24 protein-coding genes are annotated in these 22501 nt (G+C 68.4%); 16 read left to right on the top strand and 8 right to left on the bottom strand.

Annotation, left to right across the window (positions count from 1 at the left end):
- Positions 1-41 precede the first annotated feature (41 nt).
- From VHR41_19360 to VHR41_19350, 3 genes are read right to left on the bottom strand one after another with little or no spacing between them, the layout of a single operon-like run.
- Entirely contained in the window at positions 42-806 is a 765-nt protein-coding gene (locus tag VHR41_19360; GenBank protein HEX3236357.1) for a DUF899 domain-containing protein, read from the bottom strand.
- Positions 807-839: 33 nt separating this feature from the next.
- A complete protein-coding gene (locus tag VHR41_19355; protein HEX3236356.1) occupies positions 840-1325 on the bottom strand; it encodes an SRPBCC family protein in 486 nt (161 codons plus the stop codon).
- A gap of 22 nt (positions 1326-1347) precedes the next feature.
- The gene (locus VHR41_19350) at positions 1348-1656 is read right to left on the bottom strand and encodes a metalloregulator ArsR/SmtB family transcription factor (protein HEX3236355.1); all 309 of its coding nucleotides are present in this window, start codon (positions 1654-1656) and stop codon (positions 1348-1350) included.
- A gap of 171 nt (positions 1657-1827) precedes the next feature.
- Between VHR41_19350 and VHR41_19345 the strand changes: the two genes are divergently transcribed.
- The 4 genes from VHR41_19345 (at position 1828) to VHR41_19330 (ending at position 5581) form a co-directional block, all read left to right on the top strand.
- Positions 1828-3081 (top strand): MFS transporter, encoded by a 1254-nt coding sequence (locus VHR41_19345; protein ID HEX3236354.1) that lies wholly within the window; start codon positions 1828-1830, stop codon positions 3079-3081.
- Positions 3082-3255: 174 nt separating this feature from the next.
- Positions 3256-4116, top strand: a complete 861-nt coding sequence (locus VHR41_19340; protein HEX3236353.1) for an alpha/beta hydrolase — start codon at positions 3256-3258, stop codon at positions 4114-4116.
- Positions 4117-4206: 90 nt separating this feature from the next.
- Positions 4207-4770: a DNA starvation/stationary phase protection protein Dps gene (dps, locus tag VHR41_19335; protein ID HEX3236352.1), complete on the top strand. Its 564-nt coding sequence runs from the start codon at positions 4207-4209 to the stop codon at positions 4768-4770.
- 295 nt (positions 4771-5065) lie between these two features.
- Positions 5066-5581 (top strand): hypothetical protein, encoded by a 516-nt coding sequence (locus VHR41_19330; GenBank protein ID HEX3236351.1) that lies wholly within the window; start codon positions 5066-5068, stop codon positions 5579-5581.
- Positions 5582-5618: 37 nt separating this feature from the next.
- Here the strand turns inward: VHR41_19330 and VHR41_19325 are convergent, their stop codons facing one another.
- From VHR41_19325 to VHR41_19315, 3 genes are all read right to left on the bottom strand, one after another.
- Entirely contained in the window at positions 5619-6890 is a 1272-nt protein-coding gene (locus VHR41_19325; protein HEX3236350.1) for a Xaa-Pro peptidase family protein, read from the bottom strand.
- A 110-nt stretch (positions 6891-7000) separates the two neighbouring features.
- Positions 7001-7996, bottom strand: coding sequence for an SDR family oxidoreductase (locus VHR41_19320; GenBank protein ID HEX3236349.1), 996 nt, complete (start codon positions 7994-7996; stop codon positions 7001-7003).
- A gap of 2 nt (positions 7997-7998) precedes the next feature.
- Positions 7999-10290, bottom strand: a complete 2292-nt coding sequence (locus VHR41_19315) for a glycogen debranching N-terminal domain-containing protein (GenBank protein HEX3236348.1) — start codon at positions 10288-10290, stop codon at positions 7999-8001.
- A gap of 154 nt (positions 10291-10444) precedes the next feature.
- Here VHR41_19315 and VHR41_19310 point away from each other — a divergent pair, with 154 nt between their 5' ends.
- Both VHR41_19310 and VHR41_19305 read left to right on the top strand, forming a co-directional pair.
- Positions 10445-11503, top strand: a complete 1059-nt coding sequence (locus VHR41_19310) for a glycosyltransferase family 4 protein (protein HEX3236347.1) — start codon at positions 10445-10447, stop codon at positions 11501-11503.
- Complete coding sequence (locus VHR41_19305; GenBank protein HEX3236346.1) at positions 11500-13734, top strand: glycogen debranching N-terminal domain-containing protein; 2235 nt, start codon at positions 11500-11502, stop codon at positions 13732-13734. Before VHR41_19310 ends, VHR41_19305 begins: the two co-directional genes overlap by 4 nt.
- A gap of 13 nt (positions 13735-13747) precedes the next feature.
- On the opposite strand, the gene VHR41_19300 is transcribed toward VHR41_19305, so the two are convergent.
- Together VHR41_19300 and VHR41_19295 are read right to left on the bottom strand one after the other, a co-directional pair.
- Positions 13748-14422: a PilZ domain-containing protein gene (locus VHR41_19300; protein ID HEX3236345.1), complete on the bottom strand. Its 675-nt coding sequence runs from the start codon at positions 14420-14422 to the stop codon at positions 13748-13750.
- Positions 14423-14502: 80 nt separating this feature from the next.
- Positions 14503-15057, bottom strand: a complete 555-nt coding sequence (locus tag VHR41_19295; GenBank protein HEX3236344.1) for a response regulator — start codon at positions 15055-15057, stop codon at positions 14503-14505.
- 106 nt (positions 15058-15163) lie between these two features.
- On the opposite strand from VHR41_19295, the gene VHR41_19290 reads away from it, so the two are divergent.
- The 10 genes from VHR41_19290 to VHR41_19245 all read left to right on the top strand — a co-directional run.
- A complete protein-coding gene (locus VHR41_19290; protein ID HEX3236343.1) occupies positions 15164-16054 on the top strand; it encodes a carboxypeptidase-like regulatory domain-containing protein in 891 nt (296 codons plus the stop codon).
- Positions 16055-16073: 19 nt separating this feature from the next.
- Positions 16074-16337, top strand: a complete 264-nt coding sequence (locus tag VHR41_19285; GenBank protein ID HEX3236342.1) for a hypothetical protein — start codon at positions 16074-16076, stop codon at positions 16335-16337.
- Between the two features lies 1 nt (position 16338).
- Positions 16339-16467 carry a hypothetical protein gene (locus VHR41_19280; GenBank protein ID HEX3236341.1) on the top strand — a complete coding sequence of 43 codons (129 nt, stop codon included), beginning with the start codon at positions 16339-16341 and terminating at the stop codon, positions 16465-16467.
- A gap of 267 nt (positions 16468-16734) precedes the next feature.
- Positions 16735-17193, top strand: a complete 459-nt coding sequence (locus tag VHR41_19275) for a hypothetical protein (protein ID HEX3236340.1) — start codon at positions 16735-16737, stop codon at positions 17191-17193.
- Between the two features lie 13 nt (positions 17194-17206).
- The gene (locus VHR41_19270) at positions 17207-17458 is read left to right on the top strand and encodes a hypothetical protein (protein HEX3236339.1); all 252 of its coding nucleotides are present in this window, start codon (positions 17207-17209) and stop codon (positions 17456-17458) included.
- Between the two features lie 153 nt (positions 17459-17611).
- Entirely contained in the window at positions 17612-18157 is a 546-nt protein-coding gene (locus VHR41_19265) for a hypothetical protein (GenBank protein ID HEX3236338.1), read from the top strand.
- Positions 18158-18351: 194 nt separating this feature from the next.
- Positions 18352-19677: a tRNA lysidine(34) synthetase TilS gene (tilS, locus tag VHR41_19260; protein ID HEX3236337.1), complete on the top strand. Its 1326-nt coding sequence runs from the start codon at positions 18352-18354 to the stop codon at positions 19675-19677.
- Positions 19661-20215, top strand: a complete 555-nt coding sequence (hpt, locus tag VHR41_19255) for a hypoxanthine phosphoribosyltransferase (GenBank protein HEX3236336.1) — start codon at positions 19661-19663, stop codon at positions 20213-20215. The genes tilS and hpt overlap by 17 nt, the downstream gene beginning before the upstream one ends.
- Positions 20216-22204 (top strand): ATP-dependent zinc metalloprotease FtsH, encoded by a 1989-nt coding sequence (ftsH, locus tag VHR41_19250; protein HEX3236335.1) that lies wholly within the window; start codon positions 20216-20218, stop codon positions 22202-22204. It begins immediately after the preceding gene.
- Positions 22201-22501 (top strand): hypothetical protein (locus VHR41_19245; GenBank protein HEX3236334.1); only part of this gene is annotated, 301 nt, incomplete at its 3' end. The genes ftsH and VHR41_19245, both read left to right, overlap by 4 nt.

Here is a 22501-nt window from a genome sequence, read left to right as displayed (position 1 = left end):
GCAGCGGGGCATCCATCCCGGATGCCCCGCTGTCACGGGCGTCACTTGCTCGCGTATTCGTCCCGGCGATGGAGCCAGAGGCCGGTCTCGTTGCGCCCTCGCGGCGCCCGGTCGAGCCACTGATACATCCCCCAGAGACCGTCCACCCCGCGCGCGTAGGTCGAGTAGGTATGGTAGACCACGCCGGCCTCGAGTACGAACGCGCTCATGCCCGGTGCCTCCCGCGTGTACGTCGCCCAGTCGGTGCCGGTTTCCGCCGCGAGTTTGGCGAGCGGTCCCTCCTGGCCGATCGGGAGTGGCGGCCAGTCCGCCGACCCGAAGTTGTATTCGGCCGCGCCTGACCGCAGTTCCTGCTCCGTGTACCCCGCACCGAAGTCGGAGGTGAAATCGCTTCCGACTGACGACGCCCACGGGAAGCTCCACCCCATGCGCCGCTTGTACGCCTGCAGCTTGGCGAGCGGCGCCCGTGACACCGCACCGAGCATCACGTCGTGGTTGGCCAGGTGCACGGCGAACCCGTTGAAGCCGTCCGCGATCGCCGAGCAGTGCGGACACCCCGCCGCGTAGTCGGATCCGAACATGAAGTGGTAGACCAGGAGCTGCGAGCGCCCCCGGAAGAGGTCTGGTAGCGAGGCGGTCCCCTCGTCGGTGTCGAAGCGGTACTGCTTGTCGATCCGGACCCACGGCAGCTCCTGCCGCCGCTCCGCCAGCTCGTCGCTCCGCCGGGTCAGCTCCTTCTCCGCTTTGAGCAGCTCGAGCCTGGCGGCGAGCCACTGCTGTCGGGTTCCGGTCGTGTGTGCTGTCATCGCTGTGCTCTCCTCGGTTCAATGTGCGGCAGGTCAGACGGAGGCCAGGTAGGCCGGCAGTCGCTTCTGCAGCTGCCCCCGCCAGCCAGCGCTGTCGCCGAGGAACGCGGGCGCGCGCCGCGCGGCGGGAAGTGCGTCGAAGCCGGATTCCACCACGCGGAGCAGCGTGCCGCCCTCGGGCGCGTCCTCCAGCGTGAACGTGACCAGTGTCCGCGGCTCCGCGGAGTAATCGACGGTCGGGTCGATGGCGTGCGGGTGCCAGCGCCAGGCGAAGCGCCGCTCGGACACCATCTCCTCGATCGTCACGTCGAACCTGATGTGCTCGAAGCCCGGGATCGTGAAGTGTCCCACCACGTGGGCACCGCGAGCGATGGTGACCCCGGCGAGGTTCACGCCGAACCAGACGCCCAGCTCGTCGGCACTCGTCAGTGCCCGCCAGACGCGGGCGCGGGGGGCGTGCAGCAGCACCTGCTCCTCGATCCGATCGCCGCTGCTCGTGGGGGTGGTCGTCTTGGTCACGTCGTACTCTCCGGTGAAGGGGTCAGCCATCGCTGGCGAGGTGGCGTTGGAGCGCGGCAAGCTTCCCGCGCCAGAATCTGCGGTAGGGCGCGAGCCACGCGTCGACGTCGGCGAGCGGCTCGGGCCGCAGGGCGTAGATGCGGCGCTGGGCATCGACCCGTGCCTCGACCAGGCCGGCGTCGCGCAGCACACGCAGGTGCTTGGACACGGCGGGCTGGCTCATGTCGAGCGCGTCCACCAGCTCGCCCACGGTGTGCTCCTGCTCGCGCAGCAGGTCGAGCATCCGGCGGCGATGCGGCTCGGCGAGGATCTCGAACAGGGCGGTGGCCATGAATGCAATATGCCTATAGGGTTATATTGCTGTCAAGGCATACAAATACCACACCGTGTGAGACGTCGTCCACCTGGACGCCTCGCGTGGCGGCTTCGGCTCTCCGGGCGTCTTTCGTTTCGCGACGTGATGGTGCGATACTACTCGCCACCAATCAGGAGACCACAACCTATGGCCCGGCTGTTGGTGCTGTTCGTGACGGCGTTCGTGGACATGGTGGGGCTCACCATGATCCTCCCCCTGCTGCCGTTCTACGCCACCGAGCTGGGGGCCAGCGCGACGGTCGTGGGGCTGCTGGTCTCGGCCTTCTCGGTCGCCCAGCTGGTGGTGGCGCCGGTGTGGGGCCGCTTCTCCGACCGCTACGGGCGCCGTCCCGCCATTCTCGCCGGGCTGCTCCTCACCAGCTGCGCGTACGTCATCTTTGCGTTCGCCGGGTCGGTGCCTCTCCTGCTCCTTTGCCGTCTGGTGCAGGGCTTGGGCGGCGGCACCATCGGAGTGGTGCAGGCGTACGTGGCCGATGCCTCGTCCGCGGAGGAGCGCACCAAGAGCCTGGGATGGCTTTCCGCCGTGACCAGCCTCGGTGCCGTGGCCGGGCCGGCGTTCGGCTCGGCGATGATCACGCTGGGGGGGAGGGCGGCGCCCGGCCTGGGTGCCGCGGCGCTGGCGCTCCTGGTCGCGGCGTTCGCCGCTCGCTACCTGGTCGAGTCGCGCCAGCTCCCGTCGGGATCCCACGCCGCCACGTCGAGTACTCGCCCGCGGCAGGCAATCGGCCGGGTCCTCTCCCATTGGCACGAGCCGGCGTCGCGGCTCATCTGGGTTTACACCATCGGGATCGGAGCCTTCTACGGTACCATCCAGGTCGTGCCGCTCCTGCTCATGAGCCGGCTGGGGATCACCGAGCGGAACATCGGCTACTTCATCATGTACCTGGGCGGCATGGGTGTGGTGGTGCGATCGCTGCTGCTGGGCCGGGCGGTGGACTTTCTGGGGGAGGCGCGGCTCTCCCGACTGGGGCTGGTCCTGCTGGCGGCTGGCCTCGGTTGCACCGGCCTCGCCTCACACGGCGCCCTCCTCTTCCTCGGCTTCACCCTGATGCCGCTCGGCACCGCCTTTCTCTTCCCCTGTGTCACCGGCCTCCTGTCCCGCGCGGTGCCGGCCAATGAGCGCGGCCTCTACATGGGGGTCCAGCACACCTTCGGTGGCGTATCGCGGGTCCTGTTCCCGATCGCCGCCGGGCTCCTGATCGACCGCTTCGGAGTGGGGGTGCCGTTCTGGCTCGCGGGACTCCTGGTGCTCGCCACGCTGCCGTTCGCCTGGGCGCTGGCCGATTCGCTGTCGCCCGAATCGCCGGCGACGGTGGCGGTGCGAAGTGTCGCGTCGACCGATGTGACCGGGGAGTTTCCGGTGCAGAAGGTGGCGGAGTAGCCGAACACCACGCGGGAGGTTCGGGCGATGGGGAGAGTATCGCCCTGATGGCCGCCCAGCCAGCCGGCGGAGGAGGTATCGAAGCCGTCACGGCCACGGCGGGCGGGACCGTATCCACCTAGATTCACCTGGTGTGGATCGGTTTCCGTGTGGTATGATTTCGGACGGAGGAATATGATGCCCACCGCAAGCGCACACGACCTGCGAAGCTACGTCACCGTCGGTCAGGAGAACTCCACCCCCATAGACCTGTATTACGAGGACCATGGCGCGGGGAAGTCGGTCGTCCTGATTCCGGGCTTTGCCCAGAACGGCGCCTCATGGGAGAAGCAGACCCGGGCCCTCCTGGCCGCCGGCCACCGCGTGATCACCTACGACCGGCGTGGCTTTGGCCGGTCCAGCCAGCCGGCCACGGGCTACGACTACGACACCTTCGCCGAGGACCTGCACAAGCTGATCACCGAGCTCGATTTGCGCGATGCCGCGCTGGTCGGCTTCTCGATGGGCGGCGGCGAGGTGGCTCGCTACCTGGGCAGCTACGGCTCGGAGCGGGTGCGGAAGGCGGTGTTCATCTCGCCCATCGTTCCGCTGGTGCTCAAGACCCCGGATAACCCGGCTGGCGTCGAGTCCAAGGTCTTCGAAGGGATCGCGGCCGCGGTGGAGGCCGATCGCCCGGCGTTTCTTTCCGGCTTCTTCAAGGATTTCTACAACCTCGACGTGTTGGGCGGGAAGCTGATCAGCGACCAGGCGGTCCAGCAGAGCTGGACCGTGGCGGTCGCGGCGTCCGCCATCGCCACCCACGACTGCGTCGCCACCTGGATGACCGACTTCCGCAAGGACGTGCCGCGCGTGGACGTGCCGGTGCTGGTCATCCAGGGAGACGCCGATCGGATCGTGCCGTTCGCCGCCACCGGCCTCGCGCTGTCCAAGGCCATCAAGGGAGCCCGTCTGGTGACCATCGAGGGTGGTCCGCACGGCATTCTCTGGACGCACGGAGACCAAGTGGCCGCCGAGCTGGTCAGATTCCTTGAGTAACAGTGCCTGGAGCCGCCGCTCGACCTGGCTCATGCTATGACATTCCCGGCCCATGCTGGGCTGGGACCATTCGACAAGGAGAATGTTCCAATGGCCCGCACCATCACACCCCGGCGGGAGCCGGCGGCCGAGTCGCGCAACGCCTCGGAAACCCGCTTCGCCAGCACCAAGCTCTATCGCACCAAGAACGATCTGCCGGAGGCGAGCCGGCGGGAGGCGGTAGGTCTGCTCAATCAGCGGCTCGCCGATGCCATCGACCTTCAGACGCAGTGCAAGCAGGCTCATTGGAACGTGAAGGGGCCCAGCTTCATCGCGCTGCACAAGCTGTTCGACGAGGTGAACGAGGCGGTCGAGGAGTATGTGGATCTGCTCGCCGAGCGGGTGGTGCAGCTCGGAGGAATCGCCGAGGGCACGGTGGGGGTCGTCGCAGAGCGGTCCACGCTGCCGGATTATCCGCTGACGCTCTCCACTGGCGCGGAGCACGTCGCCGCACTGTCGGGGGCGCTGGCGGGATTCGGCCGCACGGCGCGCGTGGGGATCGAGGAGATGAACGAGCTGGAGGACGCGGACAGCGCTGACATCCTGACCGAGATCTCCCGCGGCGTGGATCAGTGGCTCTGGTTCGTGGAGGCGCACCAGCAGGCTCAGAGCTGACAAGCTGCTGTTGGGTAAGAACTTGTAGTGCGTTATCTCATGTGATGTCTCAGCCAGGCATGGCCGCCTTCGGAATCCGGAGCGGCCATGCCGACGCCCCACCGCACATCACTCGATCCCTCTAGAGAGTTGATTCTGCGAACTGAGCCTCGAGCATGACCCGGATCACAGCGGGGTCAGGAGCCTCGCTGTACGCTACGCGCGAGACACTGGAGAACGAGTGGAGAGGAGAATCGTCGACTCATCCACTCGGCAGTTCCGATGGGGAGATCCACGAAGGGAGGCAGAATCCAAGATGGGCATCTATTCTCGCTCCACCCCGTATCTGGCGCTGCTCGGCATGCTCGCGCTGGGTGCGCCCACGGCGCTCAGGGCGCAACAGCCTACCAATGCGCCGCCCAAAGACACCAGCGCCATGGCCCAGCCCGACACCGGCGCATATCAGGGATATCAGCGGAACGATTCCACCGCCGATACCACGGGTAAGGCAGGGCAGGGCGGCTATAAGTACAACGGCCCGCCGAGTGACACCGCGCTCAAGGCCAAACCGGGCGTTCAGACCGGACCCACCGCCGACTCATCCAGGCGCGCTAGCGGGGCCGCAGGCGTGACGGCCTCGGCGGACACCGTGGTGTGCAAGGACGGCTCGAACGCCGCCAAGAAGGGTAACGGCTGTGCCAGTCATGGCGGCATCGACTGGGCGGCAACCAAGTCAGCTATGAAGGCGCGCGGTCACGTGCAGATGGGGGACACCACCGGCGCCGCGGCCGACACCAGTAAGATGAAGGATAGCAGCAGCTCGAAACCGTAGCTCGGGGTCAGAGATCGAATCGAGACACGGCTCCTCGTCAGCGGACGAGCTGCCGTGTCTTCGCATCGCGGGACGCCGCGAGTCTCGGCGCGAGCTCCTCCAGTCCTGATTGGAAAGCCGTGAGCAGCTCGGCACCATCCGAGGTGACGGCGACCATATCGCAGTGGCGCACCCCGCCCCAGCCTTCCAGATACACCGCGGGCTCCAGGTTGAAGACCATGCCCTTCTCGAGGACATCCTCCGACGCCGGATGAATCCGCGGCGTCGCCTGATGGTCGATCGCCGCGAATCCGACGCCGTGTCCCGTCCCATGGGGGAAGGAATGACCCAGCCCGTGCTGGGCGAGCACGTCGCGCGCCGCGCGGTCGACCTCGCGTGCCGGCACGCCGGGCGCGATCGCTGCAAGCGCTGCCCGGCGGGCCGCGAGCACCGCATCGAACAGCTCCCGGGCGCGGTCGTCCATCAGACCGGGATAGTAGGTGCGGGTGATGTCGGTCCAGAGGCCGTCCACGAACGAATTGCAATGCACCATCACCGTCTCGCCATTCCCGATGCGCCGGTTGCGGCTCCGGGCGTACGAGCGGTAGGCGAGCGCCGCATCCGGCCCTGCCATGCACCAGGTGAAGCCACCGGCCCGGACTGGCGCGTCGTGCTCCTGATCGGCATACGCTTCGAGCGGCAGCCGAAACGCCGCGGCCACCTCCCGCTCGCGAGCGCCCGTGCCGATGGTGGCGGCGCCGGACCGGAACGCGGCGCCCGCCACCCGGCAGGCCCGCCGGAGCCGAGCCAGCTCACGGCGGGTGAGCACCGCGCGGCAACTCCGCAGCACCTCATCGGCGTCGACCAGCACCGCCGCGGGGGACAGCGCTACCAGCAGCGCCGGGATGGCGGCGGCGTAGCGGTTGGTGCCGGCATACGAGCTGGGCTCGAGCATCGGTCCGTGCTCGTAGCCGATCCGTCCGCGCCCCACGCCGAGTCGGCGCAGGACGCGCGCGAGCGGGTGGCGGAGCACCTCCGACAGAGGCGCCAACATCTCGAGAGAGCCGGGTGCGAACGTCTCCCGGACTTCCGCCCATGACGCTCCGGTGAGATCCAGCTCGTCCTCCGGCAGCGCGAGGCCGACCGCGCCCTCCCGCGTGAACACGGCGATGCTGGTACCCACCACCGGCCAGTAGCCTGTCAGGAGCAGGACGTTGGACGGCATTGCGCACACCAGCGCGTCGAGCTGCCATTTTCCGAGCGCCTGCTTTATTCGGGCGATCCGTTCGGCGTCAGACATGCTCGCTTCGGCCACTTCGGTCGGGACCATGCAGCTTCCTTTCGTGTTTGCTGGAGAGCCACCACACCGGCAGCTCGACCGGCGCGATGCCCTCGTACCCGGCGCTCGAGCAGGAAGTCGCTGACCGTATCTGCCATGGCTCACCTCCTCAGGTGACGCGTCGCACCTGCCGCGAGGGCCGCAATTCCGGCGAGCGCGAGGCCGCGCCGGTGCTCGGAGAGCCAGACGTGCCAGCTCCGGCCGCGCGCGATCGCGTCGAACCGGCCGTGCGCGCCGAAGTCGCCCTCTACCGGCTGCCACAGGTTGTCGGGCCGATCGGGAGTCTCCGGTTCGTCGGTCTGCTGGCTCCAATAGCCGACCCGCGCGAGATAGTGGTCCAGCAGCCTCGGTATGATCCGGTTGCCCACGATCGCCTTGGCCGAGGAGAATCCCAGGTACATCTCCGATCGCTTGTGCTCCGAGGCCCACACCACGGCACTGGCGATCACTTCCGGCTGGAACACCGGCGGGACCGGCTTCGCCTTCAGGGGAAGCCGGCTCTTCACCCAGTCGAACTGGGGCGTGTTCACCGCCGGCAGCTGGAGCATCGTCACCCGCACCTTGCTCCGGTCGTGGTACAGCTCCGACCGGAGCGACTCGGTGAAGCCCTGGATCGCGTGCTTCGCGGCACAGTACGCGGACTGGAGGGGAATCGAGCGGTAGGCGAGGGCCGAGCCGATCTGAAGGATCACGCCGTGGTCCCGTGGCAGCATCCGGTCCAGCGCCGCGAGCGTGCCGTAGACCGTTCCCAGGTAGGTCACCTCGGTCACGCGCCGATATTCCTCGGGGCGCATCTGCTTGACCGGGGAAAAGACCGAGACCATCGCGTTGTTGACCCACACGTCGATCGGGCCGAACCGCTCCTCCGTTGCTGCCGCCGCCTTGGCGACGGCATTCGCGTCCGCCACATCCGCCGGCAGCACCAGCGCCTCGCCGCCGAGCTCCTCGATCTCGGCGCGCGCCTGCTCCAGCCGGCGAGTCCCTCTGGCGAGCAGGCCGACCCGGTCGCCGCGCCGACCGAAGGCGAGGGCGATTGCCCGACCCACGCCGGCCGACGCCCCGGTTACCACCACGGTTTTTCGCTCGCGCCGCAGCATGCTCAGGCACTCCTCTCCATCGCCACGTCGGTGGACGACTCGACGCGAACGTCCAGGTTGCCCTCGATCCTGAGCACCCGGACCTTCGCCGGGCCCTCACCGCCGGCCTTGGCGGACTCGAAGCGAAGGTCGGCCGTCGCGCTCCCCACCCGGAGACCGGTCAGCTCCAGCATGTCGACGAACCCGGGCATCCAGGGATCCACGATGCGCAGCCGGCTCTCGAACGCCTCTGGGTGGAGGCCGAGGAGCTGGGCAAGCAGGAAGGGCAGGGACCCTGCCGCCCAGGCCTGCGGGTGGCAGGCCACGGGGTAGGGGATCGGCGCGCCGTAGCGCCCGCGGGAGAAACCGGTAAAGAGCTCGGGCAGACGATGGTGCTTGAAATCCATCGCCGCGGCGGCGATGCCATCGAGGATTCGGCGGGCCTGCGGCGCGTATCCGTAGCGCTTGAGGCCGGCGGCCACCAAGGCACTGTCGTGCGGCCAGACCGTCCCGAGGTGGTACCCGATGGGCGTATAAGCCGGTGAGCTCGCCGACAAGGTGCGCACGCCCCATCCGCTGAACATGTCCGGAGCCATCAGTCGCTGAGCCACCCGCCCGGCTTTGTCCGAGTCAGCGATGCCACACCAGAGGGCGTGCCCCGGATTGGAGGAGACCACCCGCAGAGGTTGCTTGCGAGCTTCCAGCGCCAGGGCGTAGTAGCCGAGCGACTCGACCCAGAAATCACGATTGAACCGGGACCGCAGAGTGTCGGCCTCGCGCCGCAACTGCTCGGCGCGATCCCCATTACCCCGCCTGGCGTAGAGCTCGGCGATCCCGACTTTGGCCGCGTAGATGTAGGCCTGCACTTCCACCAGCGCGATGGGCGGCTCCGCGATGGCGCCCCGCTGGTCCACGATCGCGTCACCCGAATCCTTCCAGCCTTGATTGATGAGCCCGTGCTCGGAGTTGCTCCGGTATTCCACGTAACCGTCCCCGTCGTGGTCGCCGTACTGGTCGATCCACTCGAGCGCCCTCCGCACATGGTCCTCCAGCTCCAGGAACAGCTCCAGGTCTCCGGTCCACCGGCAATACTCGGCCAGCAGTATGAGGAACAGCGGTGTGGCGTCGACCGTGCCGTAATAGGGGCTGTGGGGGATCTCGCCGGAGCGGGCCATTTCACCGACCCGAAGCTCGTGGAGGATCTTGCCGGGCGCCTCGTCCCGCCAGTCATCGACCCGGGTGCCCTGCAGTGTCGCCAGCAGGCGGAGCGTCTCCGCTGCCGTCCGGCTGTTGTAGGGAAGGAGCTGCAGTGAGGCGATCAGGCTGTCCCGTCCGAAGAGCGTGGCGAACCAGGGAATGCCCGCGGCGATGAAGTCATGGTCCCGAATCGTGCTTCTCAGCAGTTGCAGATCCGCAAAGGAGCGAGTCAGCGTCTGGTTGAGGGCGAGGCTATCGCTGTCGACTCGAGCTATGCCGCCGGGCCAGGCATCCGATGGGCGTGTGGGGGACCCCGGCCGCGGGCCGGCCAGGTCGTGTGGTTGGGGGGCCATGCGATCCGTCGCTTCGTCGGGGCCTTCTTGGACCTCGAGCCGGAGCTTGAGTCGCTCCTCGGCCCGCGGCTCCAGCCGGATCGAAGCGGCGGCCCCGTTAGGGCCGTCCGGAACGAGTGTGCTTGGCAGAAACACGCTGAGGCTGCGGAACAGTCCATCCCGGCCGTGATAGCGGAACCGCAGCACTCCATCCGCCCACTCTGGCGCATCCTCCTGTCCGAGGCGCTCCCCCAGGAGGCCGCGGACCTGGAACACATCCTCGAATCCCGCTTCGAAGCGGAGCCCGACGTCGAGCTCTACGGGTACCCGGCCCCAGTTGCGAATGGTGATCGTGTCACTCAGGACCAGCGCCTGGCCATCGAGCACTCTGGCCCATTCGATGCCGAGGGTTTCCCGCGGAATGACGGGTCCGGGCCGCGCTCCAAGCTCCGGATTGGTAAGCTGCAGCGAGCTCCGATAGCCGACGGAGGAGACGGATCCGAGCGCCACGGGCGACTGGCCGTTGACTTGGAGCTCGTACGTCCGGAGCACTCGGGTGTCGTGGTAATAGAGTCCGAGCCCATGGTCTCCGGCGCCCGGCACACTCCCGTCCCTCTCGGTGACGAGAAAGAGATCGCTGTCCTTGAGGACGATCGCGTGGGCGATCGTTCGGGTGAGCGATGGCGTTCCGTGGGTGAGTACCCGCTGCTTGCGCGTCTCTCGAGTCTCGCGCCCAGCCCGAAGTCGGGCGTCATGCCTCGAGGCCGGATCCATGCGACTACACATACGTCCTCCGTGCGTGCGGCCACCGTGATCCTCCTCACGGCCCTACCGCCGCGGCGCGGACATGTGTGTATAGTTGTAGACGTCCACCAGAGATCGGCACCCTGGGACACCGAGTTCTCCGGCCCGGTGCCTTGTTTTACTCAGGATGGCCAGTATGCATATTGCGATGCTCTCTACTCCCTTCGTGCCCGTGCCGCCGCGGGACTACGGGGGGACCGAGCTGGTGGTGTACGAGCTGGTGGAGGGTCTGCTAGATCGCGGCCACGAGGTCACCCTGTTCGGCACCGGTGACTCGCACACTCGGGCCCGGCTGCGATCGCTCTACCCCCACGGCCAGTGGCCCCCGGAGCCGCTCACCGACCTCAACCACGTGTCCTGGGCGATGCAGCAGATCGCGGACGGTGAGTACGATGTGGTTCATGCCCACTCGGCCGCCGCGCTTGCGCTGGCCCGGCTGACCACGCACCTCCCGCTGGTGTACACGCTGCACCACGCGCAAGACGCTACGCTCTCCGCCTACTACCGACATTTTCCCGAGGTGCGTTTTGTCGCCATCTCCGCCGACCAGCGGCGCCGGGAGCCGGGGGTCGCGGAGAGCGTCGTGATTCACCACGGACTGGATCCCCTCCGCTACCACTGGACCGCCGATCCCGAGCCCTACGTCTGCTTCGTGGGTCGCTTCGCGCGAGAGAAGGGGCTTCACACCGCCATCGATGCCGCAGAGCTCGCCGGGGTGGCGATCCGGGTCGCCGGAGACGTCCACCCACCCAACCAGGAGTATTTCCATAGTGAGGTGGTACCGCGGCTTCGGAAGCCGCACGTGGCCACCCTCGGCTGTATCGGCACCGCGCAGAAAGTGCCGCTGCTGCGGAATGCCCGGGCCCTCCTCGCGCCGATCGATTGGAACGAGCCGTTCGGGCTGATTCTGATCGAGGCGATGCTATCGGGCTGCCCGGTCGTGAGCTTTTCCCGGGGCAGCGTTCCTGAGCTGGTCGAGCCGGGCATCACCGGGTTCATCGCCGGGTCGACCGAGGAAATGGCCGAGCTGATCCGGCCCGGCGGCGCGGTGGACCAGCTGGACCGCCGGCGGGTGCGGGCACGGGCCCTGCGCCGCTTCAGCCGGGAGCGCATGCTCCTGGAGTACGAGGTGCTGTACCGGTCGCTCGTGGCGAAGCCGGGGCGGACCGACCGCCTGCCGATCACGGCGGCATGAGCCGGGTTGGCGCGCCGATCACCCCCAATCCCGGGAATCGGGCGGTCGACCGCCTCCGCACGGTTTCGATGCAAGAGGCCGTTGGCTATCCGGCCATCGAGTGCGCCCATGAGGTCCTCGACGAGCACGCGCTCATCCTCAAGCACGACCGGTTGTTCCTGCTGGTGAATTCGCACGGGGACATTGCGCCCGCCGGCGTCTGCTCGCTGGGCCTCTTTCACGACGACACCCGCATCCTCAGCCACTACCACCTCGCCGTGTGCGGCGGTCCCCCGGTCCTGCTCTCGGCCGAGGCCCCGTCCGCCTATGGGGCGCAGATCGACCTCGCGGTCAAGGACATTCCATTCGGGGGCAATCCCTGGGATCCCAAGAACGTGATTCACATCCGGCGCGAGCTGGTGCTCGCCGACCGCCTGGCGGAGCGGCTGACCCTGACCAGCTACCTCGGCTCCCCGCTGGACTATTGGATGGAAGTCACCTTCGGATGCGACTTCGCCGACATCTTCGAGGTGCGGGGCTGGAAGCGGGCCGGCCGGGGGGAGTATTTCGCGCCCCAGTATCGGGGTAACGAAGTCATCTTCTCCTATCGCGGCCGCGACGGCCGGGTGGTGCAGAGCGTAGTTCGGTTCCGCGACCCGCCCGACCGCTTGGCGGGGACCACCGCCCGGTGGGACCTGCAGCTCCGGGGCGAGCGCCAGGTCGAGCTGGAGTGGGAGGTCCACGCGGAGGACGCCGACCGGCGGCTCGCCTTCCCGGTGCGCGGCGTCGACCAATGCCGCGCCGGGTTGATTCAGTCCTACGATGCCTGGACCGGAGAATGCAGCCGGTGGGCTACCGACGTGGACGATTTCGACCATCTGCTCCGCCGCGCCACCGCCGATCTTCGGGCCCTCTATGTCGAGGTGGACGGAGATGCCGTGATCTCCGCGGGCATTCCCTGGTACTCGACCATCTTCGGCCGCGACTCGGTCATCACCTCGCTTCAGGCTTTGCCGCTGCATCCGGGAATCGCGGTCGACACGCTCCGCTATCTGGCCGGCCGCCAGGGGCAGCGGGTGGATGTGTACACCGAGGAGCAGCCCGGGAAAATCCTGCACGAGCTCCGGCGGGGTGAGATGGCCCGGAGCGGCGAGATCCCCCACGTGCCCTACTACGGGAGCATCGACGCGACGCCCCTCTGGCTCATCCTGCTGCACGAGACCTGGCGCTGGACCGGCGACGCCGAGCTGGTGCGTGCCCTGTTGCCCCACGCGGACGCGGCGCTGGGGTGGATCGACCGCTACGGGGATGTCGACGGGGATGGGTTCGTGGAGTACGCCCGCACTTCGGAGAAGGGGCTGGTGAATCAGGGCTGGAAGGACTCTGGAGATGGGGTGCCGTTTCCCGACGGGCGGCTCCCCGAGGCCCCCATCGCGCTGGTCGAGGTCCAGGGCTATGTCCACGACGCGAAGATCCGGATGGCGGAGCTGTACCAGAGTATGGGTCAGCCCGAGCGGGCGGCCGTGCTGCGGCGGGAGGCGGGCGAGCTCCGGGAGCGGATCCGCAGCGCATTCTGGCTGGAGGAGCTCGGCACCTTCGCTCTCGCGCTCGACGGACGGAAGCGTCCTATCCCGACCGCCACGACCAACGCCGGTCATCTGCTGTGGAGCCGGGTGCCCTCGAGCGAGGAGGCGGCGCGGCTCGCCGCGCGATTCATGGCACCCGATTTCTTCTCCGGCTGGGGCATCCGAACGCTGAGTGCGCTGCATCCCGTGTTCAACCCGCTGAGCTACCACAACGGCTCCGTGTGGCCCCACGACAACGCCATCCTGGTGCTGGGGATGGCGCTGCACGGACATGCCCGGTCGGCGCTCCCGGTGGTGAGCGCGCTGTATCAGGCGGGCGTGCATACCGATTTCCAGCGCTTGCCCGAGCTGTACTGCGGAACGCCCCGGCGGATCGGCGCGGGGCCGGTGGGCTATCCGGTGAGTTGCTCTCCCCAGGCCTGGGCCTCCGGCTCACTCTTCATGCTGCTGCAGGCGCTGCTGGGGATCTACGCGGAGGCCCCGGCCAGGATCCTTCACATCAGGGACCCGGTGCTGCCCGATTTTCTGAATGAGGCGACGGTCACGGGTCTGGCGGTGGGAGGCTCTCGTGTGGCGCTGCAGTTCCGCCGGCACGGGAGCCGCACCCTGGCGAACCTGCTCGGCGTGGAGGGCGATCCGCTGCAGGTGCGAATCGAGCTGAGCTGAGCGCGCCTGGCGGCTAGAGACGCGAGTGGCCCGTTCTGGCCTCGGGGAAGAATCGTTGCCGCAGGAGGAGCAGGAGGTCCGGATCGAGACCGGGCGGGTCGAACGCGACCGCGATTTCGCGGCCGGCGTGCCGCACCACCTGGCCGCGCACCTCGATCGTGGTCTCTGCATCCACCCGGAGCGAACCCTCGATCCGACTGCCGGTCGCAGGCGCAGGCTCGCCGGGATTCAGGGTGTAGCGCAGTCCCGTGGCGCTCACATCACGGAGGGGGGTGCCCGGCCCGGGCACCCCGGCGGCGGGCGCGGGAATCGGCAGGCGGGGGGCGGACCGGCGCTCGCGGTGACGCTGGAGCAGGGTGGTCCGCTCCGCCATGATCGCCGCCGCGGAGGGCCACTCGTCGCCGTCGGGAAAGATCGCCAGGCCGGCGCGATCGACTCGGCCGATCCGGCCGGCAATCGCGATCCGTTCGCCGGTCCGAAGCTGGAGGGTACCGGTGACCAGTTGATCCCACTCCCAGACTCGTCCCGCAGGCGCGGGCTCGACCCGAAGCCCGCCGAATCCGAGGTCTCGGACCGCACAGCGGTAGCCCTCGAGCTCGAGCAGGGCGGGCGCCGTCCGCCGGTACTCCACGCGTGGCACCGCCCGGCGGTCGAGCCGGGCGGCAGTCCATCGCTCATTCACGCTCACGCCGTTGCCTCTCCTGTAATCACGAGTGCCAGGAAGATGATCAGGGACTCGCCGGCCGTCGAGTCCCGGGAGGCGGCGGTTTAGCTCCGCGGGTGCAGCAGAGCGTGGATCTCCCAGGCGGCGATCACCAGATCACTGATCCGGGCGAGCCGGGCGCCATTCTCCTCGCGGACCCGAGCGCCGGCGGCGCTCACCTGCCGGGCAAAGGCCCGCATCTGCACCGCGCGCTCGCGCATGACCCGGGTTTCGGCGAGTATGGCCGACACGGTCTGCCGGAGCGCGTCGACGTCGAAAGGCTTAGCGAGTGCCTGGGTACCAAGCCGCTCGGACAGCCTCCGCTGGTCCAATCCGGCGTACGCCGAAATGGCGAGCACCGGAAGGTCCGGCCGATACTCGCTCAGAGTATCGATCACGTCCCAGCCGTCGAGATTGGGCATCACCAGGTCGGTGAGGACGATGTCCACCACGGGAGTGCCGGCTTGCAGCAGTCGGAGCCCTTCCTCGCCGCCGCCCGCTTCGATGACCCGGCAGATATCGGGCTCGAGGATCCGGTGCACCAAATGTCGTATCTCCGGCTCGTCGTCGATGACGAGAGCCGTCGGGAGGCCGTTCCCGGAGTCGAAAGCGCGATCCACGAGAAGCTACTGACCTGAGGGGGATGCTCCATGGTAGGGCATGGAAGGAGAACGCGCCAGAGCGCGCCTTGGCGGTCGGCCCGGCCCGGACTAGACTAAAGTCTCCATGACAGCTCACCTCGCGTGTGCGCTCGGGCCATTCCTGCTCGTTGCTCTGGCCGGCTGCGCGGCCAACGCTCCGCCTCCCGCTCCGCGGCAGGCCGCTTTCGACGCGACCGAGTACGCTCCGTATGCCAGACGGGGTACCGGGGAGATCGCCGGCCAGGTCCTGTTCCAGATCGAGAGCGACCAGGTCAGGCCGGGTCGCGGCAAGATTGTGATCCTCGCTCCGGTGACCTCGTATTCCACGGAATGGTGGGTCGAGGAGGTCGTCGGCGGCCGGTCGCTCGAGCCGGTGGACCCGCGAGCGGCCCCTTTTCACCTGATGACCACCGCGGATCGGCAGGGGCGTTTTCGGTTCGAGAACCTCCCGGCCGGAGACTATTATCTGGCCTCCTGGTCCGGCCACTCGAGTGCCGACCAGAGAGTCGGTGAGCGCATCCGGCTGGCTGAGGGGGAACAGCGCCAGGTACTACTTGATGACCTTCGGTCGACGCCGGTCAGACGCCGCCTCGACATCGATGTCGCCGAGGAGCCGGCGGAACCCTCGCCCCCCTCACGCGGCTCGGGGTCCGATTCAGTCTCTGGCAGGCCGCCCGTTCGGGCTCGGGTGGAGGACCGGATGCCCACCGACGTCCGGGTGCAGCAGGCGGTGCATGATCTCAAGCGCCTGCACATCGCCACGCAGGTGCGGGAGGTGGCCCCCGGTCTGCTGGTGGCGCGCATCGGGCCGGAAGCGCTTTCGCCCGGCACAGCGCTGGCATACGAGCTGGAGCGGCTGTACGTGGCGTACAGCAAGGCGGTGGGCTTGTGGGACCGGACCGTCATCGAGCTCTGGGATCGTCGGCGCAAGGTCGGGGAGTACACCAGTGGCGGGCTGCTTCTCGGCAGAGAGTAGAGGAGCGCGGAGGAGACACGTGAGGACTGACGTCAGGCAGGCCCTGCTCAAACCCGAGTTCGCTCACTTGTACCCGGGGATTCCCGCGAACGAGTGGCACCCCGCGGCCGTGATGACCGATCTCATCGTCGGGTTGAAGCCGCGCGGGCTCGTGGGGCCGGCAACGCGTGATCGGGTGCTTGACCGGCCCCATTTCGAGTTTCGCGGCGTGCCATCGGCCGCGGCGCACGAGGCCCGGCGCGCATTCCGGCTGGAAGAGCGGCGCCGCCGCCTGGCGGAGTGACATGCGAGCCCTCCTGGCAATGGTTGTGACGCTGGGCGCCGTCGTCCTGGTGTTGCATCTGCTCCACAACCCCACGATGGAGAACTTTCTCACTGGGCTGTGGCAGCAGATCCACCTCACTCGCCAGTAGGTCCCTCGCGCCTCCGTCTCTGGACCGCGTTCCGACTCGTGACCCCCCGGAACCCTTCAGCGAACTCCACCGCGCGGGAGTTCAACCGCCGGCTCCGGATCAGGATGCGACCCTTGCGCTCCGGCGGGCGGGCGCGCTAGAACCAGACATGGTCGAAGCCGAGATGAGAGACCACTGCAGTATGCTGCGGTCCGCGATCGGCCGGTGCAGCACCCCTGGTCAGCCGGCCTGGATTTCAGTACCGTTCTTGCGACTCATCTGCCCATCATGAATCAGACGGTTACCACGCGTGAGGCACGCCTTCGGGCGGAGTACCGGGCCCTCTATCCGCAGCTCGAGCCCGACGTGTGGACCTCGGCCGCCACGATGACGGAGCGGGTGCTGGCGGTCCCTGGCGCTGGCGCTGTGAGGGGTACTGGCCGGCCGCTGAACCCGCACCATTTCGAGTTCCGAGGCTCATCGCCGCGGGAGCCGGGCGGCCCGGCCGGCTTGAGCAGGTCGACGGATGCCGCCGCGGGCAAGCACACCGCCGACGAGGAGCGCGCCGAGCGGGAACACCGGCTGGCCGCGCGGGAACGGGAAGCGGAGCAGGGGATTCAACGCGCCGAGGAGCTGCAGGCTCGGGTCGACCAGGTCACGGAGGACATCGAGCGTCTTCGCCGGGAAGTAGACCGGTCGGATGCGGATGGCGGATTCGGGTCGACGGATCGGGAGTCAAAGGATTAACCAGGAGGGAGTCATGGGTCTCACACGCGAAGCGAAGCTGAAAGCGAAGTTCGGGCACATGTACCCTGAGATCCGATCCGGTTGGTGGGAGCCGGCATCGACGGTCGCACGCCGAGTGGCGGACCGGTTGCTCGCCAGGCACGGCTACGCCGGATTGCTCAAGCGCCGGGTTCTGCTCGACGACCATTTCGAGTTCCGTGGAGGTCCTCCGGAAGACCTCCGTCCCGGCGGGCGGGTAAGCCGGTTCTGCGACGGCGTGCGCTGAGCCGCGCCACCGCCACCGGCCGCGGGTTGCCGGGGGCCGGGCAAATTGTGACGCCCGGCTGCGGACGCCGCTGCCGGTCCGCTACGCAACCGCACGCCTCAGTGTGAATTAGTAGGGTTTAGCCGCGGTATGCCCCTTGCCACGTAATCCGGCATGCGCGGCCATTCCGGACTACTGGTCCTCCCCGCCATCACCTTTGCGGTCGGCCTCAAGCTGGCCTTGGCCGGCAACGGCGGGCTGGTCTCCCGCCCGATCGTGCATCCCGTTCCGACGGCCGACACCGCAGTCATTGCGCGGGCAGAGGTGCTGCCCCGATTCGATCTGCCCGACGCGGCGGTGGCGATCTACGACAGTGCTCGGCCGAGGATTCTCTTCAACCCGACTCTCCTGGCCCAGGTCGGTCCCGCGCTCTCGGCGTTTCTCCTGGCCCACGAACAGGGCCACCTGGCCTTTCATCATGCGCGGATGCGCGGGTTCGGCCTGAACGCCTCACCGACGCCAGCCTCCACCCTTCGCTCCTATGAGTTCGCCGCGGACTGCTATGCGGTCCGGACGCTGCACCACAGCCGGCCCGACGCGGTGGTGGCCGCGATCCGCTTCTTTCAGCATCGCTCGACCCTCGCCACGGACGCCGAGCACCCGCCGATGGCACAGCGGGCGGACAGCCTGCTGAGCTGCCTGGGCACCACGACGTACTGAGTCGCAGGCCAACGGCAATCGGGGCGACCGCACGGCCGTTCTGGTCAACTGATTTAAGTGCCTACTAGATAGTCAGATATAGCGCAGCACATCAAGTAAGTTGGCGAGTTGGCGCCTTCCGTGGCCGAAACGGCCGACGGAGACGGAACCATCCTGCCCCGCCACACCCGCTCTCCGACGCCTTACCTTCCAGCATGGATCTCCCCACCCAGTTTCGGCAACATCTCCGCACGCTGGATCTCCCGGAGGGTGGAGCCCTCGTGGCCGTCTCGGGCGGACCCGACTCCGTCGTGCTGCTCGATCTCCTGCAGCGCACCGCGGATCTACACGGGTTGACGCTGGTGGTGGCGCATTTCGATCACGGGATCAGCCCCGCGAGCGGCGAGGTGGCGGCGTCGGTGGAAGCGTTCGCAGCGTCCCGAGGCCTCGCCTTCGAGTGCGCCCGCGGCAACCTCGGGCAGCGTGCCGGAGAGACCGTGGCCCGGGCGGCGCGCTATGCCTGGCTCGAGTCCGTGCGCAGCCGCCGTGGGGCTGCGGTCGTGTTCACGGCGCATCACGCGGATGATCAGATCGAGACCATCTTGATGCGTCTGCTGGGCGGTTCGGGTCCGGCGGGACTCGCGGGAATGGCGTCGGTGAGCGGCACTCTGGTTCGTCCACTGCTCCCCTTCCGGCGCGAGGCGCTGGTGCGGCATGCGCGGGACGCCGGCCTCCCGGTGTGGCTCGACCCTGCCAACCGCGATCCGCGCCATCTGCGCTCATGGGTCCGGTGCGAGCTCCTGCCGGAGCTGCGCACCCGCCTGCCGGAAGTCGATGCGGCGCTCGCGCGGGTGGGCTCCCACGCCTCGCGCGATCGCGCGGCGTGGGATGCCGTGCTCGAGCTGCTCCCCGGCCTCGAGCCGCGCTCGGAGGACGGTGGAATTTCCGTTGCTGGTGGATCGCTGGCCGGATATGATTCAGCCTTGGCCGAGACAGTGCTGATGGCGGCGGCTCGCCGGGTGGGCTGCCGGCTGGGGCCGGTGCGGGCGCGACGGTTGATGGAGCTGATTCGGCGTGGGGGGAGCGGCGCGCTGGTGCCGTTGGGCGGCGGGTGGAGGGCCGAGCTCGCGTTCGGCCGCTTGCGTCTCCTCCGCACCGGTGGGGACATCGTCCCGCCCGAGCCGTGGATGCTCGAGGGTGAGAGCGGTGAAGGGTCGTGGGGCGGCTGGCATATCCGTTGGGCCAGGGAGACCGCGCCGGAGCTCCAGCCCCGGGCCAGCCTCAGTGCATGGTTCGCACCCGAGGCGCTCGCCATCCGTCGCTGGCTGCCAGGGGAGAAGGTCCGTCCGCTGGCGGGCGTGGGGCGCCGGCTGATCGTCCGCTGCTTTCAGGACGCCCGCGTCCCCCGGACGAAGCGCGGCGAGTGGCCGGTCCTCGCGCGCCAGGACGATGTAGTCTGGATTCCAGGCGTCTGCCGCTCCGACGCCCTCCTCCCGGCCCGCGGAACGGAGGCCATTCGCGTCGATGCCGAGTACGCCTGAAGTCCTCCGCCGCACCGGCGGCCGGCCGGTCAAATCGATCGTGTTCGACGAAGCAACGATTGCCAACCGGGTCGAGGAGCTCGGTGCCGAGATCACCGAAGCCTACCCGGACGGCGATCTTCTGGTGCTTGGACTGCTCAAGGGAAGCTTCATCTTCCTCAGCGATCTGGTGCGGAAGATCGAGCGTCCCATCCAGATCGACTTCCTGGTGGCGAGCTCGTACGGCGCGGGAAAGGCCTCCAGCGGGACGATCCGCCTTCTGTATGATCCGGAGACCCGCCTGGAGGGAAAACATATCCTGCTGGTCGAGGATATAATTGATACGGGGAAAACGCTCGCGCGCCTGATGGCGCTGCTGGGCCCCCGCAAACCCAGGAGCCTGGCCATCTGCGCGCTCCTGGACAAGGAGCTGGCCACCGAGGTGCGCTCGGAGCTCCGCTTCGTCGGATTCCGGGCGCCGCCGGCATTTCTGGTCGGGTACGGTCTCGACCATGCCGAAGACTTTCGTCACCTTCCGTTCATCGCGGACTTGGAATAAATGGCAGACCGACTCCCGACTCGACCCCCGCGCACCAACTGGGGCAACCTGAGCAAGAACCTGGCCCTCTGGCTGCTGGTGGGGCTGCTCGCGCTGGCGCTGTTCCAGATGATGAGTCGTCAGCGCAGCCCCACGCAGGAGTTCTCCTACACCGAGTTCAGCCGGCAGCTGGATCAGGGCAACGTGGCGCGCGTGGAGGTGTACGACGGGAAGCGCCTGGAGGGAGACTTCCGCAATCCGGTGAGCCAGGACGGCCGTTCGGCCAAGAGCTTCCAGGTGCTGCTGCCGGTGGCCAACAGCGAGGCATTCATCAAGCGGCTGGAGGACGCCGGGGTCCCCATTCTGGCCAAGGAGCCGAAGGGTGGCATCACCGCCATCATCATCGCGGCGCTGCCCTGGATCGTGATTCTCGGACTCTGGTTCTTCCTGCTGCGCCAGCTCCAGGCCGGCGGCAGCCGGGCCTTCGCGTTCGGAAAATCCAAGGCCAAGCTGCTGGCGGGCGATACGCCGAAGATCACCTTTGCCGACGTGGCCGGCGCGGACGAGGCCAAGGTCGAGCTGCAGGAGATCATCGAGTTCCTCAAGGATCCTCAGAAGTTCACCCGGCTGGGCGGCCGCCTGCCCAAGGGCGCGTTGCTGGTGGGCCCGCCGGGTACCGGGAAGACGCTGCTCGCCAAGGCCGTGGCCGGCGAGGCGGGCCGGCCGTTCTTCTCGATGTCGGGCTCCGACTTCGTCGAGATGTTCGTCGGTGTCGGCGCCAGCCGGGTGCGCGACCTGTTCGAGCAGGGCAAGACCCACGCGCCCTGCATCATCTTCATCGATGAGATCGATGCCGTCGGCCGTCACCGCGGTGCGGGCCTCGGCGGCGGGCACGACGAGCGGGAGCAGACCCTCAATCAGCTGCTGGTCGAGATGGACGGCTTCGAGTCGAACGACGGCGTCATCCTGGTGGCCGCCACCAACCGGCCCGACGTGCTCGACCCGGCGCTGCTCCGGCCGGGCCGCTTCGATCGGCAGATCGTGGTGGACGCCCCGGACGTGCGGGGCCGGGAGGGCATCCTGCGGGTGCATACCCGCAAGATCCCGCTCGCGTCCGACGTGCGGCTCGACACCATCGCCCGGGGGACGCCGGGCATGGCCGGCGCCGATCTGGCCAATCTGGTGAACGAGGCCGCCGTGCTCGCGGCCCGACGCAACAAGACTCTGGTGGACATGCACGACTTCGAGGACGCCAAGGACAAGGTCATGCTGGGCGTCGAGCGCCGGAGCCTGGTGCTGACCGAGGACGAGCGGAAGCTCACGGCGTATCACGAGGCGGGACACGCCATCGTGGCGCTCAAGATTCCGGGCAGCGACCCGGTGCACAAGGTCACCATCGTGCCCCGCGGCCGGGCGCTAGGCCTCACCGCCTCGCTGCCCGAGGTGGACCGGCACAACTACAGCAAAGACTGGCTCATCGGCAGCCTGGCGATGTTCTTCGGCGGCCGGGTGGCCGAAGAGATCATCTTCGGGGCCGACAAAGTCACCACCGGCGCGGGCAACGACATCGAGCGCGCCACCGGCCTCGCCCGCCGGATGGTAACGCAGTTCGGCATGAGCGAGCTGATCGGCCCGCTCGCGGTGGGCGACAAGGAGCAGGAGATCTTCCTCGGCCGGGAGTTCGCCCAGCGGCGGGAGATTTCCGAGCGCACCGCCCAGATGGTGGACGATGAGGTGAAGCGGCTGATCGATGAGGCGTACGCCCGCGCCACCACCATCCTGTCGGAGAACCGCGACCTGCTCGACCGGATCGCCGCCACGCTGCTCGAGCGGGAGACCATCGACCGGGAAGATCTGGACCGGCTGCTGAAGAATCTGCCGCTCTCGCCGAGGAGCACCTTGCCGCCCAGCGACACGCCGGCAGCGACGCCAACCCCAGCCAAGCCGAGCGCCGCGCCGACCCGCGCGCCGATTCTCGGAGCGCCGCCGGCCGAACCCGCCGGCGCGTGAATGTCACGCCGCTGGCGCTCCACTCGCCGCGGGGGGTGCGCGACACACTGCGCGCCCACGGCTGGGAGGAGGGACTGGCGGCGGCCGCCTCCGGCGGCGTCCACCCCCTCGCCTTTCATCTGACCGGACTGGACCAGGGAGCTCTCGAGGCCCTGGTCCGCGTCGCAGGTACCCTTGGCCTCGAAGTCCTGACCGGTGACGACTGGGCCGTGCTGGCGGGGAGCCGCTCCCGCCTGAGCGCGTTCGCCCGGCCTTGGCTGGTGCCCGAGGCACTCTCACAGCTCGCCATGGAGATCG

The organism is Gemmatimonadales bacterium (assembly GCA_036265815.1).
Taxonomy (GTDB): Bacteria; Gemmatimonadota; Gemmatimonadetes; order Gemmatimonadales; family GWC2-71-9; genus CAVVWJ01.
This window is presented reverse-complemented; position numbering and strand designations above follow the sequence as displayed.